The organism is Rubrivivax benzoatilyticus JA2 = ATCC BAA-35 (assembly GCF_000190375.1).
Classification (GTDB): Bacteria; Pseudomonadota; Gammaproteobacteria; order Burkholderiales; family Burkholderiaceae_C; genus Rubrivivax; species Rubrivivax benzoatilyticus.
Window position 1 is genome coordinate 1 of record NZ_AEWG01000110.1, and the last position, 14,487, is coordinate 14,487.

13 protein-coding genes are annotated in these 14,487 nt (G+C 72.3%); 9 read left to right on the top strand and 4 right to left on the bottom strand.

Going from position 1 to position 14,487, the window contains the following annotated elements; all coding sequences use genetic code 11:
• The first annotated feature begins 118 nt into the window (after window positions 1–118).
• Both RBXJA2T_RS12970 and RBXJA2T_RS12975 read left to right on the top strand, forming a co-directional pair.
• Window positions 119–910, top strand: a complete 792-nt coding sequence (locus RBXJA2T_RS12970; protein ID WP_009857842.1) for an enoyl-CoA hydratase — start codon at window positions 119–121, stop codon at window positions 908–910.
• Window positions 907–2,904 carry a S9 family peptidase gene (locus RBXJA2T_RS12975; RefSeq protein ID WP_237704889.1) on the top strand — a complete coding sequence of 666 codons (1,998 nt, stop codon included), beginning with the start codon at window positions 907–909 and terminating at the stop codon, window positions 2,902–2,904. Before RBXJA2T_RS12970 ends, RBXJA2T_RS12975 begins: the two co-directional genes overlap by 4 nt.
• A gap of 65 nt (window positions 2,905–2,969) precedes the next feature.
• Here the strand turns inward: RBXJA2T_RS12975 and RBXJA2T_RS12980 are convergent, their stop codons facing one another.
• Both RBXJA2T_RS12980 and RBXJA2T_RS12985 read right to left on the bottom strand, forming a co-directional pair.
• Window positions 2,970–4,646 carry an electron transfer flavoprotein-ubiquinone oxidoreductase gene (locus RBXJA2T_RS12980; protein WP_009857844.1) on the bottom strand — a complete coding sequence of 559 codons (1,677 nt, stop codon included), beginning with the start codon at window positions 4,644–4,646 and terminating at the stop codon, window positions 2,970–2,972.
• A gap of 71 nt (window positions 4,647–4,717) precedes the next feature.
• Window positions 4,718–5,845, bottom strand: a complete 1,128-nt coding sequence (locus tag RBXJA2T_RS12985; protein ID WP_009857845.1) for an NAD(P)/FAD-dependent oxidoreductase — start codon at window positions 5,843–5,845, stop codon at window positions 4,718–4,720.
• 72 nt (window positions 5,846–5,917) lie between these two features.
• Here RBXJA2T_RS12985 and RBXJA2T_RS12990 point away from each other — a divergent pair, with 72 nt between their 5' ends.
• From RBXJA2T_RS12990 to RBXJA2T_RS13000, 3 genes are read left to right on the top strand one after another with little or no spacing between them, the layout of a single operon-like run.
• The gene (locus RBXJA2T_RS12990) at window positions 5,918–6,700 is read left to right on the top strand and encodes an SDR family oxidoreductase (RefSeq protein WP_009857846.1); all 783 of its coding nucleotides are present in this window, start codon (window positions 5,918–5,920) and stop codon (window positions 6,698–6,700) included.
• A gap of 12 nt (window positions 6,701–6,712) precedes the next feature.
• Window positions 6,713–7,372, top strand: a complete 660-nt coding sequence (locus RBXJA2T_RS12995) for a YceH family protein (RefSeq protein WP_009857847.1) — start codon at window positions 6,713–6,715, stop codon at window positions 7,370–7,372.
• 46 nt (window positions 7,373–7,418) lie between these two features.
• Window positions 7,419–7,841 carry an acyl-CoA thioesterase gene (locus RBXJA2T_RS13000; protein ID WP_009857848.1) on the top strand — a complete coding sequence of 141 codons (423 nt, stop codon included), beginning with the start codon at window positions 7,419–7,421 and terminating at the stop codon, window positions 7,839–7,841.
• 7 nt (window positions 7,842–7,848) lie between these two features.
• On the opposite strand, the gene RBXJA2T_RS13005 is transcribed toward RBXJA2T_RS13000, so the two are convergent.
• Both RBXJA2T_RS13005 and RBXJA2T_RS13010 read right to left on the bottom strand, forming a co-directional pair.
• Window positions 7,849–8,523, bottom strand: coding sequence for a glutathione S-transferase (locus RBXJA2T_RS13005; RefSeq protein WP_009857849.1), 675 nt, complete (start codon window positions 8,521–8,523; stop codon window positions 7,849–7,851).
• A gap of 16 nt (window positions 8,524–8,539) precedes the next feature.
• A complete protein-coding gene (locus tag RBXJA2T_RS13010) occupies window positions 8,540–9,085 on the bottom strand; it encodes a PAS and helix-turn-helix domain-containing protein (protein ID WP_009857850.1) in 546 nt (181 codons plus the stop codon).
• 104 nt (window positions 9,086–9,189) lie between these two features.
• Here RBXJA2T_RS13010 and RBXJA2T_RS13015 point away from each other — a divergent pair, with 104 nt between their 5' ends.
• The 4 genes from RBXJA2T_RS13015 to RBXJA2T_RS13030 form a co-directional block, all read left to right on the top strand.
• Window positions 9,190–9,894 (top strand): CoA transferase subunit A, encoded by a 705-nt coding sequence (locus tag RBXJA2T_RS13015; RefSeq protein WP_009857851.1) that lies wholly within the window; start codon window positions 9,190–9,192, stop codon window positions 9,892–9,894.
• Between the two features lie 10 nt (window positions 9,895–9,904).
• Entirely contained in the window at window positions 9,905–10,546 is a 642-nt protein-coding gene (locus RBXJA2T_RS13020; protein ID WP_009857852.1) for a CoA transferase subunit B, read from the top strand.
• 121 nt (window positions 10,547–10,667) lie between these two features.
• On the top strand, window positions 10,668–13,184 hold the full coding sequence (gene ptsP, locus RBXJA2T_RS13025; protein WP_009857853.1) for a phosphoenolpyruvate--protein phosphotransferase: 2,517 nt from the start codon (window positions 10,668–10,670) through the stop codon (window positions 13,182–13,184).
• Window positions 13,181–14,487, top strand: a 1,307-nt coding sequence (locus tag RBXJA2T_RS13030; protein ID WP_009857854.1) for a hexose kinase, incomplete at its 3' end; no start/stop codon positions are given. The genes ptsP and RBXJA2T_RS13030, both read left to right, overlap by 4 nt.

The window sequence follows — 14,487 nt, forward strand, 5'->3', positions numbered from 1 at the left end:
CGTCGTCGTCGTCGTCGTCGTCGCGNGNGNGNGNGNGNGNGNNNGGCGGCAGACCCCGGCCCTCACCCCCCGCCCTCTCCCGCCGTCGCGGGAGAGGGAGCCTGACCAGGAGATACCGATGACCGAAGAACCGCTGCTGCGGCACGAGAAGGACGAGCGCGGCGTCGTGACGCTGACGCTGGACCGGCCGCAGGCCTTCAACTCGCTGTCCGAGGCGATGATCGCGGCGCTGCAGGCCTCGCTGGAACGCATCGCCGAGGACACGACGGCGCGTGTGGTGGTCATCGCCGCCGCCGGCCGCGCCTTCTGCGCCGGCCACGACCTGAAGGAAATGCGCGCCGAGCCTTCGCTGGGCTACTACGAGCGCCTGTTCGCGGCCTGCGCACGCATGATGCTCACGATCCAGAAGCTGCCGGTGCCGGTCGTCGCGCGCGTGCACGGCATCGCCACCGCGGCCGGCTGCCAGCTGGTCGCGATGTGCGACCTGGCGGTCGCCTCGCGCGACGCGAAGTTCGCCGTCAGCGGCGTCAACCTGGGCCTGTTCTGCTCGACGCCCAGCGTCGCGCTGGCGCGCAACCTGCCGCGCAAGGCGGCGTTCGAGATGCTCGTCACTGGCGAGTTCATCGGCGCCGACGAAGCCTGCGCCAAGGGTCTGGTCAACCGCGTCGCCGCGCCGGAAGCACTGGATGCCGAGGTCGAGCGCCTGGTCGCCGCCATCGTCGCCAAGCCGCAGGTCGCGATCGCCGCCGGCAAGGCGCTGTTCTATCGTCAGGTCGAGACCGGCATCGCCGCGGCCTACGAAGACGCCGGCCGCACGATGGCCTGCAACATGATGGACCCGGCCGCACTCGAAGGCGTGCAGGCCTTCATCGACAAACGCAAGCCCTCCTGGGCTCTTGGAGAACGATGAGACGAATGCTGTTTTCGGCGGCCTGTGCCGCCGCCGCGCTGGTGCTGGCCGGCTGTGCCAGCGCACCGGCCACCGAGGCGACGGTCGCGCCCAACGCCAACCTCGTGGTGCAGGGCATCCCGCCGATCCCGCAGTCGCTGGCCGAGCGTGTGCAGCGCTACAACGACTTCCGCGGCCACGGTTTCGCCGACTGGCACCCGACGCGGCGCGAGATGCTGGTGCTGCACCGCGCCGAGACCGACGCCACGGCCCAGCTCTGGCGTGCCGCCGCCCCCGGCGCCGCGCTGGAGCGCCTGACCGCCGAGCCCGACCCGGTGGCCGAGGCGAGCTGGGAGCCGCGCGAAGGCCGCTACATCGTCTTCGCGCGCGGCCGCGGCGGCAACGAGGCGACGCAGCTCTACCGCCTGGACCCGGCAACGCGCCAGGCGACGCTGCTGACCGACCCCGACCAGCGCCACGATCCCATCGGCTGGCTGCATGGCGCGTCCAAGCTGGTTTACGGCGCGGTGCCGCTGGACCGCACCGCCGACGGCGGCAAACGTGCGGCGATCGACACGACGCTGTGGCTGATGGACCCGCTCTCGCCCGAGGGCCGGCGCCAGATCGCCGTGCTGCCCGGCGCCGGCTGGTTCGGCGGCGCGATCTCGCACGACGACCGCACGCTGGCGATCACACGCTATGTCTCGGCCACCGAGTCCGAAGCCTGGCTCGTCGACCTCGCCAGCGGCGAACGCCGGCGTGTGCTGCCGGCGCCCGGCGAGACGCTGAAAGCCTCGCACTTCCCGGTCGCCTTCCGGCCCGACGGCTCGGGGCTGCTGTTCCTCAGCGACCGCGCCGGCGAGTTCCGCGAGCTGATGCTGCTGTCGCTGGCCGACGGCCGCATCACGCGGCTCACGTCGCAGATCCCCTGGGACGTCAGCGGCGTCGCACCCAGCGAGGACGGGCGCTGGATCGCCTTCCAGGCCAACGTCGAGGGCCGCGACGAGCTGCGCCTGCTCGACGGCCGCACGCTGAAGGAGCTGGCGCTGCCGCCGCTGCCCGCCGGCAGCATCGGCAGTGCGGCCTTCGACCGCCGCGGCGACGAGCTGGCGTTCTCGACCAACAGCGCGCAAGGCCCGAGCCGGCTGCATTCGCTGCGCCTGGCCGGCGGCGCGGTCGCCGACTGGACCACGCCCCATGTGCCGCCGGGCCTGGACGTGTCGCGCTTCGGCGAGGCCGAGATCGTGCGCTGGACGAGCTTTGACGGCCGCACGATCTCCGGCCTGCTGCACCGCCCGCCGGCGCGGTTCAGCGGCCCGCGCCCGGTGCTGATCCAGATCCACGGCGGCCCCGAGGGCCAGGCCACGGTCGGCTTCATGGGGCGCTACAACTACCTGCTGCAGGAGCTGGGCGTCGCCATCGTGCAGCCCAACGTGCGCGGCTCGTCGGGTTTCGGCAAGACCTTCCTGTCGCTGGACGACGGCTACAAGCGCGAGGACTCGGTGAAGGACATCGGCGCGCTGCTGGACTGGATCGCCACGCAGCCGGGGCTGGACGCCTCGCGTGTGCTGGTCGCCGGCGGCAGCTACGGCGGCTACATGACGCTGGCCAGCGCGGTGCACTACGGCGAGCGCATCGCCGGCGCGGTCGACGACGTTGGCATCTCGCATTTCGTGACCTTCCTGCAGAACACCGAGAGCTATCGCCGCGACCTGCGCCGCGCCGAGTACGGCGACGAACGCGACCCGGCGATGCGCGCCTTCCTCGACCGCATCTCGCCGCTGACCAACGCGGCGATGATTCGCAAGCCGCTGTTCGTCGTCCAGGGCCTCAACGACCCGCGTGTGCCCTACACCGAGGCCGAGCAGATCGTCGCCCAGGTGCGCGCCAACGGCACGCCGGTCTGGTACCTGCGCGCCGAGAACGAAGGCCACGGCTTCCAGCGCAAGGAGAACGCCGACTGGCGCTTCTACGCCTTCGTGCGTTTTGCCGAGCAGGTGCTGCTGGGCCGCTGAGCCAGGCGGCGCCCCAACGAAAAACGGCGGGCCCAGGCCCGCCGTTCTTCATGCCGCGTGCGGCTTCACATGCCCGCGTAGTTCGGCCCGCCGCCGCCTTCGGGCGTGACCCAGACGATGTTCTGCGTCGGGTCCTTGATGTCGCAGGTCTTGCAGTGCACGCAGTTCTGGGCGTTGATCTGCAGGCGCTCGCCGCCGTCGGCCGCGGCGACGAACTCGTAGACACCGGCCGGGCAGTAGCGGCTCTCGGGGCCGGCGTAGCGCGCCAGGTTCACCGCCACCGGCACCGACGCATCCTTCAGCGTCAGGTGCGCCGGCTGGTTCTCCTCGTGGTTGGTGTTGCTGAGGAACACCGAGCTGAGGCGGTCGAAGGTCAGCTGGCCGTCGGGCTTGGGGTAGGCGATCGGCTCGACCTGGCTGGCCGCGTGCAGCCGCACGTGGTCCGGCGCGTGGCGGTGGATGGTCCACGGCGGGCTCTTCATGCCCAGCTTGGGCAGCAGCCACTGCTCGATGCCGGTCATCAGCGTGCCGACCGTGTTGCCCTTCTTGAACCAGGTCTTGAAGTTGCGGCTGGCGTCCAGCTCCTCGTAGAGCCAGCTGGCACGGAAGGCCTGCGGGTAGGCCTCCAGCTCGTCACCGGCACGGCCGGCGGCCAGCGCCGCGGCGGCGGCCTCGGCGGCCATCATCCCGGTCTTGATCGCGGCGTGGCTGCCCTTGATGCGCGCGGCGTTCAGCGTGCCGGCTTCGCAGCCGACCAGCGCACCGCCCGGGAACACCAGCTTGGGCACCGACAGCAGGCCGCCGGCGGTGATCGCGCGGGCGCCGTAGCCGACCCGCTTGCCGCCTTCGAGGTGGCGCCGGATCGCCGGGTGCGTCTTCCAGCGCTGCATCTCCTCGAACGGGCTGATCCAGGGGTTCTGGTAGTCCAGGCCGACGACGTAGCCCAGCGCGACCTGGTTACCTTCCATGTGGTACAGGAAGCCGCCGCCGTAGGTCTGCTCGTCGACCGGCCAGCCGGCGCTGTGCAGCACCAGGCCGGGCTTGGCGACCGACTCTGGCACTTCCCACAGCTCCTTGATGCCGATGGCGTAGGTCTGCGGGTCGCGGCCCTTGTCCAGCTCGAAGCGGCTGATCAGCTGGCGGCCCAGGTGGCCGCGTGCGCCTTCGGCGAAGATCGTGTACTTGCCCAGCAGCTCCATGCCGAGCTGGAAGCCGTCGTGCGGCGCGCCGTCCTTGCCGACACCCATGTTGCCGGTGGCGACGCCACGCACCCGGCCGTCCTCGCCGTACAGCACTTCGGCCGCGGCGAAGCCGGGGAAGATCTCGACGCCCAGCTCCTCGGCCTGCGCGGCCATCCAGCGGGTCACCGCGCCCAGGCTGATGATGTAGTTGCCGTGGTTGTGCAGGCAGCCCGGGATCAGCCAGGACGGCGCCTCGTGGTGGCTGCCGTTGGCGTTGAGGAACAGCACCTCGTCCTCGGCGCAGGGCTGGTTCAGCGGCGCGCCGCGTTCCTTCCAGTCCGGGATCAGCTCGGTCAGCGCACGCGGGTCCATCACCGCGCCGGACAGCACGTGCGCGCCCGGTTCGCTGCCCTTCTCGAGCACGACGACCGAGAGCTCGGGGTTCAGCTGCTTGAGGCGGATCGCCGCCGCGAGCCCGCCGGGGCCGGCCCCGACGACGACGACGTCGTACTCCATCGCCTCGCGCGGACCGTACTGCTCGAGGATTTCTTCTGAGCGCATCTTGACCTTTGTCTCCTGGGTGAGGCCGCGCGCATTCTATAAGTCCGGGCCCCGAAAAACGAACGGTCGTTCTATTTTGAGGTCGCGAAAGGGACAATGCGGCCGGCCACCTCGTCGGCGAGCGCCAGGCACGCGGTAAGCCCGGGCGACTCGATGCCGAACAGCTGCACGACCCCCGGCACGCCGTGTTCGGCCGGGCCGGCGATGATGAAGTCGGCCGCCGGCTCGCCCGGGCCGGAGATCTTGGGCCGGATGCCGCTGTAGGCCGGTTGCAGCGCACCGGCCGGCAGGCCCGGCCAGTAGCGCCGGATGTCGGCCTCGAAACCGGCCTGGCGCGCCGGGTCGACGGCGTAGTCCAGCGCCGCACCGGGCGCCAGCCATTCGACGTCGGGGCCGAAACGCGCCTGGCCGCCCAGGTCCAGCGTCAGGTGCACGCCCAGGCCGCCGTCGACCGGCGTCGGGTAAACGAGGCGCGAGAACGGCGCGCGCCCGGCGAGCGAGAAGTAGTGGCCCTTGGCGCGCCAGGTCGGCGGCACCGCGGCGGCCGCAAAGCCCTGCATCGCCAGCGCCACCTGCTGCGCGTCGAGCGCCGCGGCATTGACGATCCAGCGTGTCGCCAGCTCGAAGGGCTCGTCGCCGCCGGTGCCGACGATCCAGCCCTCGCCGTCGCGGCGCGCGCTGGCGAACGGCGAGCGCAGCGCCAGCATCGCGCCGGCGTTCTCGGCGTCGCCCAGCAGCGCGGTCATCAGCCCGTGGCTGTCGACGATGCCCGACGACGGCGACCACAGCGCGCCGGCGCAGGCCAGCGCCGGCTCCATCGCCATCGCCTCGGCGGCCGTCAGGCGCTGCAGGTCGGCGACGCCGGCGGCGCGGCCGCGGGCCTCGATCGTGTCCAGCTTGGGCAGGTCGGCCGCGGTCGTCGCGACGACCAGCTTGCCGCAGCGGCGCGCGTCGACGCCGCGTTCGGCGCAATAGGCGTAGAGCCGCTCGCGGCCTGCCACGCACAGCCGCGCCTTCAGGCTGCCGGCGGGGTAGTAGAGCCCGGCGTGCACGACCTCGCTGTTGCGCGACGAGACGCCGCTGCCGATCGCGCCCTCGCGCTCGAGGATCAGCACCTCCGACCCGGCGCACGCCAGCGCGCGCGCCACCGCGAGGCCGACGACCCCGGCCCCGACGACGACGACTTCGACACGGTCCATGGGCCGATTGTCGGCCACGGCTTCGGTGCTATCGTGCCCGCGCCCCCGACAGACCGAACCAGGACTCCACCGATGAGCTACCAGATCGACCTTTCCGGCCGCGTCGCCTTCGTCACCGGCGCCTCCAGCGGCCTGGGCGCGAGCTTCGCGAAGACGCTGGCGCGTGCCGGCGCCGGCGTCGTGCTCGCCGCGCGCCGCGTCGAGCGCCTGAAGACGCTGCGCGCCGAGATCGAGGCCGAAGGCGGCGATGCCCACGTCGTCACGCTCGACGTCACCGACCCGGCGAGCATCGCCTCGGCCGTGGCCCATGCCGAGACCGAGATGGGCGTGATCGACATCCTGGTCAACAACTCGGGCGTCAGCACGACGCAGAAGCTGGTCGACGTCACGCCCGAGGACTACGACTACGTGATGGACACCAACACCCGCGGCGCCTTCTTCGTCGCCCAGGCGGTGGCCAAACGCATGATCGCGCGCAGCCGCGGCCAGGCGCCGGGCACCTACACCGGCGGGCGCATCGTCAACGTGGCGTCGATGGCCGGGCTGCGTGTGCTGGGCCAGATCGGCGTCTACGCGATGAGCAAGGCGGCGGTGATCCACATGACGCGCGCGATGGCGCTGGAATGGGGCCGCCACGGCATCAACGTCAACGCCATCTGCCCGGGTTACATCGACACCGAGATCAACCACCACCACTGGCAGACCGAGGCCGGGCGCAAGCTGGTCGACATGCTGCCGCGCAAGCGTGTCGGCAAGCCCGAGGACCTGGACGCGGTGCTGATGATGCTGTGCGCCAACGAGAGCCACTTCGTCAACGGCGCGGTGATCTCCGCCGACGACGGCTTCGGCGTCTGAGGGGCGTGCAGCATGCGTGACCTGACCCCGCTCGAAGCGCGTGTGCTCGGTGTGCTCGTCGAGAAGCAGCACACCGTGCCCGACACCTATCCGCTGTCGCTGAACGCGCTGGTCGCGGGCTGCAACCAGAAGACCGCGCGCCAGCCGGTGATGGAAGCCGCCGACGCCGACGTGCTGGCGGCGCTGGAAGGGCTCAAGGCGCTGGCCCTGGTCAACGAGGTCAGCGGCAGCCGCGTCGTGCGTTTCGACCACAACGCCGCGCGTGGCCTCGGCGTGCCGGGCGCGGCCGTCGCGCTGCTGGCGGTGCTGATGCTGCGCGGCCCGCAGACCGCGGCCGAACTGCGCCTGAACAGCGAGCGCCTGCACCGTTTCGCCGACATCTCCTCGGTCGAAGGTTTCTTGGAGGAGCTGGCCGAGAAGCAGCCGCCCAAGGTCGTCAAGCTCGCGCGTGCACCCGGCGAACGAGAGTCGCGCTGGGCGCATCGGCTGTGCGGCGAGGTCGCGCAGCCGGTCTGGCCTGCCGGCGCCGCGGCGCTGCCGGCCGAAGCGGTGTCGGCCGGCGAGCTGTCGGCGCTGAAGGCCGAGCAGGCCCGGCTGGCGGCCGAGGTCGCCGACCTGCGTGTGCTGGTCGAGCGGCTGGCGCGCGAGCTGGGCGTGTCGGCCACCGATTGAACCCCGCGCCCGGCCGCGGGCAGGCCGGGCGACGCTGGAGACCGCCATGCGTTTCACGCTGCCCGAACACAAGACCCTGACCCACGAGACGGTGATCACTATCCGCTGGGGCGACATGGACGCGATGGGCCATGTCAACAACACCGTCTACTTCCGCTACCTGGAGATCGCGCGGCTGGAGTGGCTGTACCGCATCGGCGGCCCGGCGCACCCCAGCCACGGCAGCGGCCCGGTGATCGTCAACGCGTTCTGCAACTTCGTGCGCCAGCTCGAGTTCCCCGGCGAGGTGCTGGCGCGCCACTACATCGCCAACCCCGGGCGCACGAGCTTCGACACCTACGTCGTGATGGAGCGTGTCGGCGAACCCGGCGTCGTCTACGCCGAAGGCGGCGCGAAGACGGTGTGGACCGACTACGCGGCGAAGAAGGCGGTGCCGTTGCCGGAGTCGGTGCGCGCGCTGTTCGGCTGAGCGCGCCTCAGCCGATGATCGAATACGGCCCGCCACGCTCCAGCGCCCGGCCGTAGGCGGCACGCGCGTGCACGCGCTTCAGCCAGTCCTGCAGCTTCGGATAGCGGGCGTCGAGCCCGGCGCGGGCCGCCGCGGCTTCGAGCGGGAAGCTCATCATCACGTCGGCGGCGCTGAAGGCCTCGCCGGCGAACCAGGGGCGGGCGCTCAGTTCGGCTTCCATGAAGGCCAGCTGCGCGGCGATGTTCGGCGCGATGAAACTGCCGGTCACCTTGTCGGCGATGCCCTTGACGACGGGCTTGATGAAAAACGGCACCGGCGCGCTGCGCACGCGGTCGAAGACCAGCTTCATCAGCAGCGGCGGCATCGCGCTGCCTTCGGCGAAGTGCAGCCAGTAGGTGAAGCGCCGGCGCGCCTCGGTGGCCGGCGGCGGGCGCAGGCGGCCTTCGGGGTCGTAGGTGTCGAGCAGGTACTCGACGATGGCGCCGGTCTCGGCCACCGTCACCGCGCCGTCGACGATCACCGGCGACTTGCCCAGCGGGTGCACACGCTTCAGTTCCGGCGGCGCGAGCATCGTTTCGCGGTCGCGCTCGTAGCGCTTCACTTCGTAAGCCAGGCCCAGTTCCTCGAGCAGCCACAGCACACGCTGCGAGCGCGAGTTCTCCAGGTGGTGGACGACGATCATGCGTTGTTCTCCAGGTTCAGCCGTTGAGGAGCTTGTTGACCAGTTCGGGCGTCGTCGCCGCGCCCGTCTTGCGCATCAGCCGTGCGCGGTAGACGTCGACCGTGCGCGGGCTGATCGCCAGCTTGCGGCCGATTTCCTTGCTCGTGTGGCCCTCGATGACCAGGGCCGCGATCTCGCGTTCGCGCGGCGTGAAGTCGACCTTCAGCACGCGCCGCGCCGACAGGTCCTCGAAGGACCAGATGCCCGCCGCGTGCGGCGCGCGCGTGTCCAGCGCGTGGCCCGAGACGTGGCACCAGAAGAGCTCGCCGCCGGCGCGCTTCATGATGCGGTCGTCGGCGTAGCGGCCCTGGGCGTCGAGCATCTCGACGATGCGCTCGCCGGTGCGTTCGTATTCGGCCGCGGTGGGGTAGAGCACCTCGAAGGACTGGCCGACGATCTGCTCGCGCACGGCGCCGAAGATCGCCAGCATCTCGGCGTTGCAGTCGATCATCACGCGTTCGCGGCTGATCACCAGGCCGATGGGCGCCAGTTCGAACGCGGTGCGGTAGTCCAGCGTCTGCATCGCGAGGTCCTTCGGGGCAGATCCGTAGTCAATTCTACGTAACGACTACTTAACCCCTTACGTAGTACGCTGCCTCGGTTTCCCTGAGTGCGAGAGGCGTCCCGATGAAGAAGCTCTATCCGAGCGCGCAGGCCGCGCTCGCCGGCATCGTGCACGACGGCCAGCTGATGGCCGTCGGCGGCTTCGGCCTGTGCGGCATCCCCGAGGCGCTGATCGCCGCGCTGCGCGACAGCGGCGTCAAGGATCTGACCGTCGTCTCCAACAACGCCGGTGTCGACGGCTTCGGCCTCGGCCAGCTGCTGGAGACGCGCCAGATCCGCAAGATGATCTCCAGCTACGTCGGCGAGAACAAGGAGTTCGAGCGCCAGTTCCTGGCCGGCGAGCTGGAGCTGGAGTTCACGCCGCAGGGCACGCTGGCCGAGAAGCTGCGGGCCGGCGGCGCCGGCATCCCGGCCTTCTTCACGCGCACCGGCGTCGGCACGCTGGTCGCCGAAGGCAAGGAGACCCGCGAGTTCGACGGCAAGCTCTATGTGATGGAGCGCGCCATCGTGCCCGACGTGTCGTTGGCCAAGGCCTGGAAGGCCGACGAGAGTGGCAATCTCGTGTTCCGCCGCACGGCGCGCAACTTCAACCCGGCGGTGATCATGGCCGGGCGCGTCAGCGTCGTCGAGGTCGAGGAGATCGTGCCGGTCGGCAGCTTCGACCCCGACGAGGTGCACCTGCCCGGCATCTACGTGCACCGCCTGGTGCACAACCCGCACCCGGAGAAGCGCATCGAGAAGCGCACGATCCGCGAGAAGACCGCCTGAAGGAGCGATCATGGCCTGGACCCACGACGAGATGGCGGCGCGCGCCGCCCAGGAACTGCAGGACGGCTTCTACGTCAACCTCGGCATCGGCCTGCCGACGCTGGTGGCCAACTTCGTGCCCGAGGACATCGAGGTCTGGCTGCAGAGCGAGAACGGCATGCTCGGCATCGGCCCGTTCCCGACCGAGGACGAGGTCGACGCCGACCTGATCAACGCCGGCAAGCAGACGGTGACGACGATCGCCGGCTCCAGCATCTTCGGCAGCCACGACAGCTTCGCGATGATCCGCGGCGGCAAGATCAACCTGTCGATCCTCGGCGCGATGCAGGTCAGCGCCAAGGGCGACCTGGCCAACTGGATGATCCCCGGCAAGATGGTCAAGGGCATGGGCGGCGCGATGGACCTCGTCGCCGGCGTGCGCAGCGTCGTCGTGCTGATGGAGCACGTCGCGAAGAAGAAGGACGGCTCGGGCTTCGAGCTGAAGATCCTGCCGCAGTGCACGCTGCCGCTGACCGGCGTCGGCGTCGTCGACCGCATCATCACCGACCTCGCGGTGCTCGACGTCACGCCGCACGGGCTGAAGGTCGTCGAGATGGCGCCCGGCGTCACGCGCGACGAGCTGCAGGCCAAGACCGGCGTGCCGTTGCAATAACGTTTACCGTGTTTCGGGCCGCCGTGCGCGGCCCGCGCACGACGACCATCCGGGATCGTCGGAACTCGCCGGCCACGGCCGCCTGCGCTACCGTCGCAGGTCAAACCGACGGAGTTCTGACGTGTCCACCTTCAACGCCAGCGGCCTGCTGCCGCGCGAACTCGTCCGCCTGGACGCGCGTGTGGCCGACAAGGCCGACGCCATCCGCCAGGCCACCGGCCTGCTGACCGCCGCCGGCTGCGTGCGCCCGGCTTTCGAGGCCAGCATGCTGCGCCGCGAGGCCGCCGCCGACACCTTCCTCGGCAAGGGCATCGCCATCCCGCACGGCATGGTCGACGAGCGCGAGCTGATCCAGCGCGACGGCATCGCCGTGCTGCAGGTGCGCGACGGCGTCGACTGGAACCCCGGCCAGCGCGCCCATCTGGTCGTCGCCATCGCCGCGCGCTCCGACGCCCACATCGGCATCCTGCGCCGGCTGACGCGGCTGATGGCCGACGACACGCGCCTGGCGATGCTGGCGCGCACCGACGACCCCGACGCGCTGATCCGTGCGCTGGCCGGCGTCGAGGTCGCGCCCGACGAAGCCGACGCGCCGGCCGAGGACTTCGCCCGCCGCTTCGACTGGGTCGTCGACTACCCGAGCGGTCTGCACGCGCGCCCGGCCACCGAGTGGGCCGAGACCGCACGCCGCTTCGCCGCCCGCGTGCGTGTGCGCCACGGCGCCGAAGCCGCCGACGCACGCAACCTGATCGCGCTGCTGCAGCTGGGCCTGCGCTGCGGCGACACCGTCACCGTCTCGGCCGACGGCCCCGACGCCGCCGACGCGCTGGCCACGCTGCGCATCGTGCTCGCCGGCCTGAGCGCCCGCGAGAAGGCCGACGCCGAGAAGGCCGAGCGCAAGCGCCGCGCCGCCGCCGGCGCCTGGCAGCCGCCGGGTGCGGCCGAGGCCGTCGCCGGGGTCGGCGCGTCGCCGGGGCTGGCGATCGGCCGGCTGCACCGGCTGCACGCCGGGCCGATGGTCGTGCCCGACGAGCCGGTCGACCTGGTCGAGGCCGCCGACCGCCTGCACGGCGCGCTGGCACGCGCCCGCGACGAACTGCGTGCCGTCGCCGACGACACCCGCCGCCGCCTGGGCGCCGCCGACGCGGCGATCTTCCGCGCCCAGGCCGAGCTGCTGAACGACCCGGCGCTGATCACGCTGGCCTCGCAGCACCTCGTCGAAGGCCACGGTGTCGCCTGGGCCTGGCACACCGCGGTCGAGGACACCGCCGGCCGGCTGGCCTCGCTGGGCAACGCCGTGCTCGCCGGGCGCGCCACCGACCTGCGCGACGTCGGCCACCGTGTGCTGGCGCAGATCGACCCGGCGCTGGCGCGCCCGGCCGCCGCCGAGGTGCCGGCCGGCAGCATCCTCGTCGCCGAGGACCTGACGCCCAGCGACACCGCCGGGCTGGACGCCGAGCGTGTCGTCGGCATCGTCACCGCGCAAGGCGGGCCGACTTCGCACACCGCGATCCTGGCGCGCACCCTGGGGCTGCCGGCGGTGGTCGGTGCCGGCGCGGGGCTGGAGCGGCTGGAAGCCGGCGCGCCGGCCATCGTCGACGGCAGCGGCGGCCGGCTGTTCCTGGCGCCGTCGGATGCCGACCTGGCCTCGGCGCGCGCCTGGATCGCCGCCGAGGAGGCGCGCCGCGCCCAGGCCGCCGAGGCGCGTGCGCTGCCGGCGCGCACGCGCGACGGCCACACGGTCGCTATCGGCGCCAACATCAACCTCGCCGACCAGGCCGCGTTCGCCATCGCCCAGGGCGCCGAAGGCGTGGGCCTGATGCGCACCGAGTTCCTGTTCCTCGAACGCGGCGAGACGCCGTCCGAGGAAGACCAGTACCAGGCCTACAAGGCGATGGCCGACGCGCTGCAGGGCCGGCCGCTGGTCATCCGCGCGCTGGACATCGGCGGCGACAAGCAGGTCGCGCACCTGGAGCTGCCGCGCGAGGAGAACCCCTTCCTCGGCGTGCGCGGCGCGCGCCTGCTGCTGCGCCGGCCCGAGCTGCTGGTGCCGCAGATCCGCGCGCTGTACCGCGCCGGCCGCGACGGCGCGCCGATCTCGGTGATGTTCCCGATGATCACCTCGGCCGCCGAGCTGCTGGCGCTGCGCGAGACCTGCGAGCGCATCCGCGAGGAACTGCAGGCGCCCAAGCTGCCGCTGGGCATCATGATCGAGGTGCCGTCGGCGGCGCTGCTGGCCGCCGACCTGGCGCAGCACGCCGACTTCTTTTCCATCGGCACCAACGACCTGACGCAGTACACGCTGGCCATCGACCGCCAGAACCCGGTGCTGGCGCCCGAGGCCGACAGCCTGCACCCGGCGGTGCTGCGGCTGATCGGGCTGACGGTGCAGGGCGCGCATATGCACGGCCGCTGGGTCGGCGTCTGCGGCGGCCTGGCGGGCGACCCGCACGGCGCCGCGCTGCTCGCCGGCCTGGGCGTCGACGAGCTGTCGATGACGCCGCGCGACATCCCGGCGGTCAAGGAGCGGCTGCGCGCCGCCGAACTCCCGGCGCTGCAGGCGCTGGCACGCCAGGCGCTGGCCGCGCCCGACGCTGCCGCGGTGCGTGCGCTGGCCGACGGCGGGGAGAGCGCATGACGATCCGCTGCGTCAGCTTCAACCCGGCGATCGACCAGACGGTGACGCTGGAGCGCCTGGTGCCCGGCGAGGTGGTGCGTGCGCTCGCCGTGCGCCACGACGCCGGCGGCAAGGGTCTCAACGTCGCCTCCTGCCTGGCCGACGCCGGCCAGACGGTCGAGCTGCACGGGCTGCTCGGCCGCGACAACGCGGCGATCTTCGAGCAGCTCTTCGCCGCCAAAGGCATCGCCGACCGGTTGCAGCGTGTGACCGGCGCGACGCGCACCAACGTCAAGCTGCTGGAGACCGGCGGCCGCACGACCGACGTCAACCTGCCGGGCTTCACGGCCGCCGCGGCCGACGCCGAGGCGGTGTTCGACGGGCTGGCCGAGGCCGGCGCCGGCGAGCTGGTCGTGATCTCCGGCAGCCAGCCGGCGGGGCTGGCCGCCGACACCAGTGCGCGCCTGGCCGCGGCGCTGGCCGGGCGCGGCGCACGTGTCGTCGCCGACCTCAGCGGCGCGGCGCTGGACGCCGTGCTCGCCTTGCCGCCCGGCGCGCTGCCGCACGCTGTCAAACCCAACCGCGCCGAGCTCGAAGCCTGGGCCGGGCGGCGCTTCGACGAACGCGCGGCGCTGGTCGACGCGGCGCGGGCGCTGGTCGCACGCGGCATCGCGCTGGTCGTCGTCTCGCTGGGCACCGACGGCGCGGCCTTCGTCAGCGCCGAGGGCGCGCTGCAGGCGGCGCCGCCGCGGCTGGCCACCGGCAGCACGGTCGGCGCCGGCGACGCGATGGTCGCCGGCATCGCCTCGGCGCTGGCCGACGGCCTGGCGCTGGACGCGCTGGCGCGCCGCGCGACGGCTTTTGCCGCCGGCAAGCTGGGGCGCGAAGGTGCGCACCTGCCGCCGGCCGCCGAACTGGATGCCCTGGCCGCCGCGGTGCGGCCGCAGCCGCTGGACGTCTGGGCCGCGGCCCCCCGGGAGCAGAACATGAGTCACATCGTTGCCGTTGTCGGGGCCGGGGACCGCGGCACCCACGCCTACCTCGTGCGCGAGGCCTTGAAGCGCGCCGCACGCGAAGCCGGGCGCACGATCGCCGTCGAGCTGCACACCGAGGACGGTGTGATCGACCCGCTGGACGCCGCCGCGCTGCGCGAGGCGCACGCCTTGCTGCTGGTCGGCGACCTGCGGCCCGACGCACGTTTCGACGGCCTGTCGCCGTACACCGCGACGCTGGCCGAGGTGCTGCACGACGCCCGCGCCGTGCTCGTGCTGGCCGGCGCCGCGGCGGCGACGCCGGCGGCAGCCAGCGCGCCGCGGCCGGCCGC

Bases quoted from the DNA above. Each gene is read 5' to 3' on its own strand.
- RBXJA2T_RS12970 (WP_009857842.1), top strand. From the start codon at position 119: ATGACCGAAGAACCGCTGCTGCGGCACGAGAAGGACGAGCGCGGCGTC.
- RBXJA2T_RS12975 (WP_237704889.1), top strand. From the start codon at position 907: ATGAGACGAATGCTGTTTTCGGCGGCCTGTGCCGCCGCCGCGCTGGTG.
- RBXJA2T_RS12980 (WP_009857844.1), bottom strand. From the start codon at position 4,646: ATGCGCTCAGAAGAAATCCTCGAGCAGTACGGTCCGCGCGAGGCGATG.
- RBXJA2T_RS12985 (WP_009857845.1), bottom strand. From the start codon at position 5,845: ATGGACCGTGTCGAAGTCGTCGTCGTCGGGGCCGGGGTCGTCGGCCTC.
- RBXJA2T_RS12990 (WP_009857846.1), top strand. From the start codon at position 5,918: ATGAGCTACCAGATCGACCTTTCCGGCCGCGTCGCCTTCGTCACCGGC.
- RBXJA2T_RS12995 (WP_009857847.1), top strand. From the start codon at position 6,713: ATGCGTGACCTGACCCCGCTCGAAGCGCGTGTGCTCGGTGTGCTCGTC.
- RBXJA2T_RS13000 (WP_009857848.1), top strand. From the start codon at position 7,419: ATGCGTTTCACGCTGCCCGAACACAAGACCCTGACCCACGAGACGGTG.
- RBXJA2T_RS13005 (WP_009857849.1), bottom strand. From the start codon at position 8,523: ATGATCGTCGTCCACCACCTGGAGAACTCGCGCTCGCAGCGTGTGCTG.
- RBXJA2T_RS13010 (WP_009857850.1), bottom strand. From the start codon at position 9,085: ATGCAGACGCTGGACTACCGCACCGCGTTCGAACTGGCGCCCATCGGC.
- RBXJA2T_RS13015 (WP_009857851.1), top strand. From the start codon at position 9,190: ATGAAGAAGCTCTATCCGAGCGCGCAGGCCGCGCTCGCCGGCATCGTG.
- RBXJA2T_RS13020 (WP_009857852.1), top strand. From the start codon at position 9,905: ATGGCCTGGACCCACGACGAGATGGCGGCGCGCGCCGCCCAGGAACTG.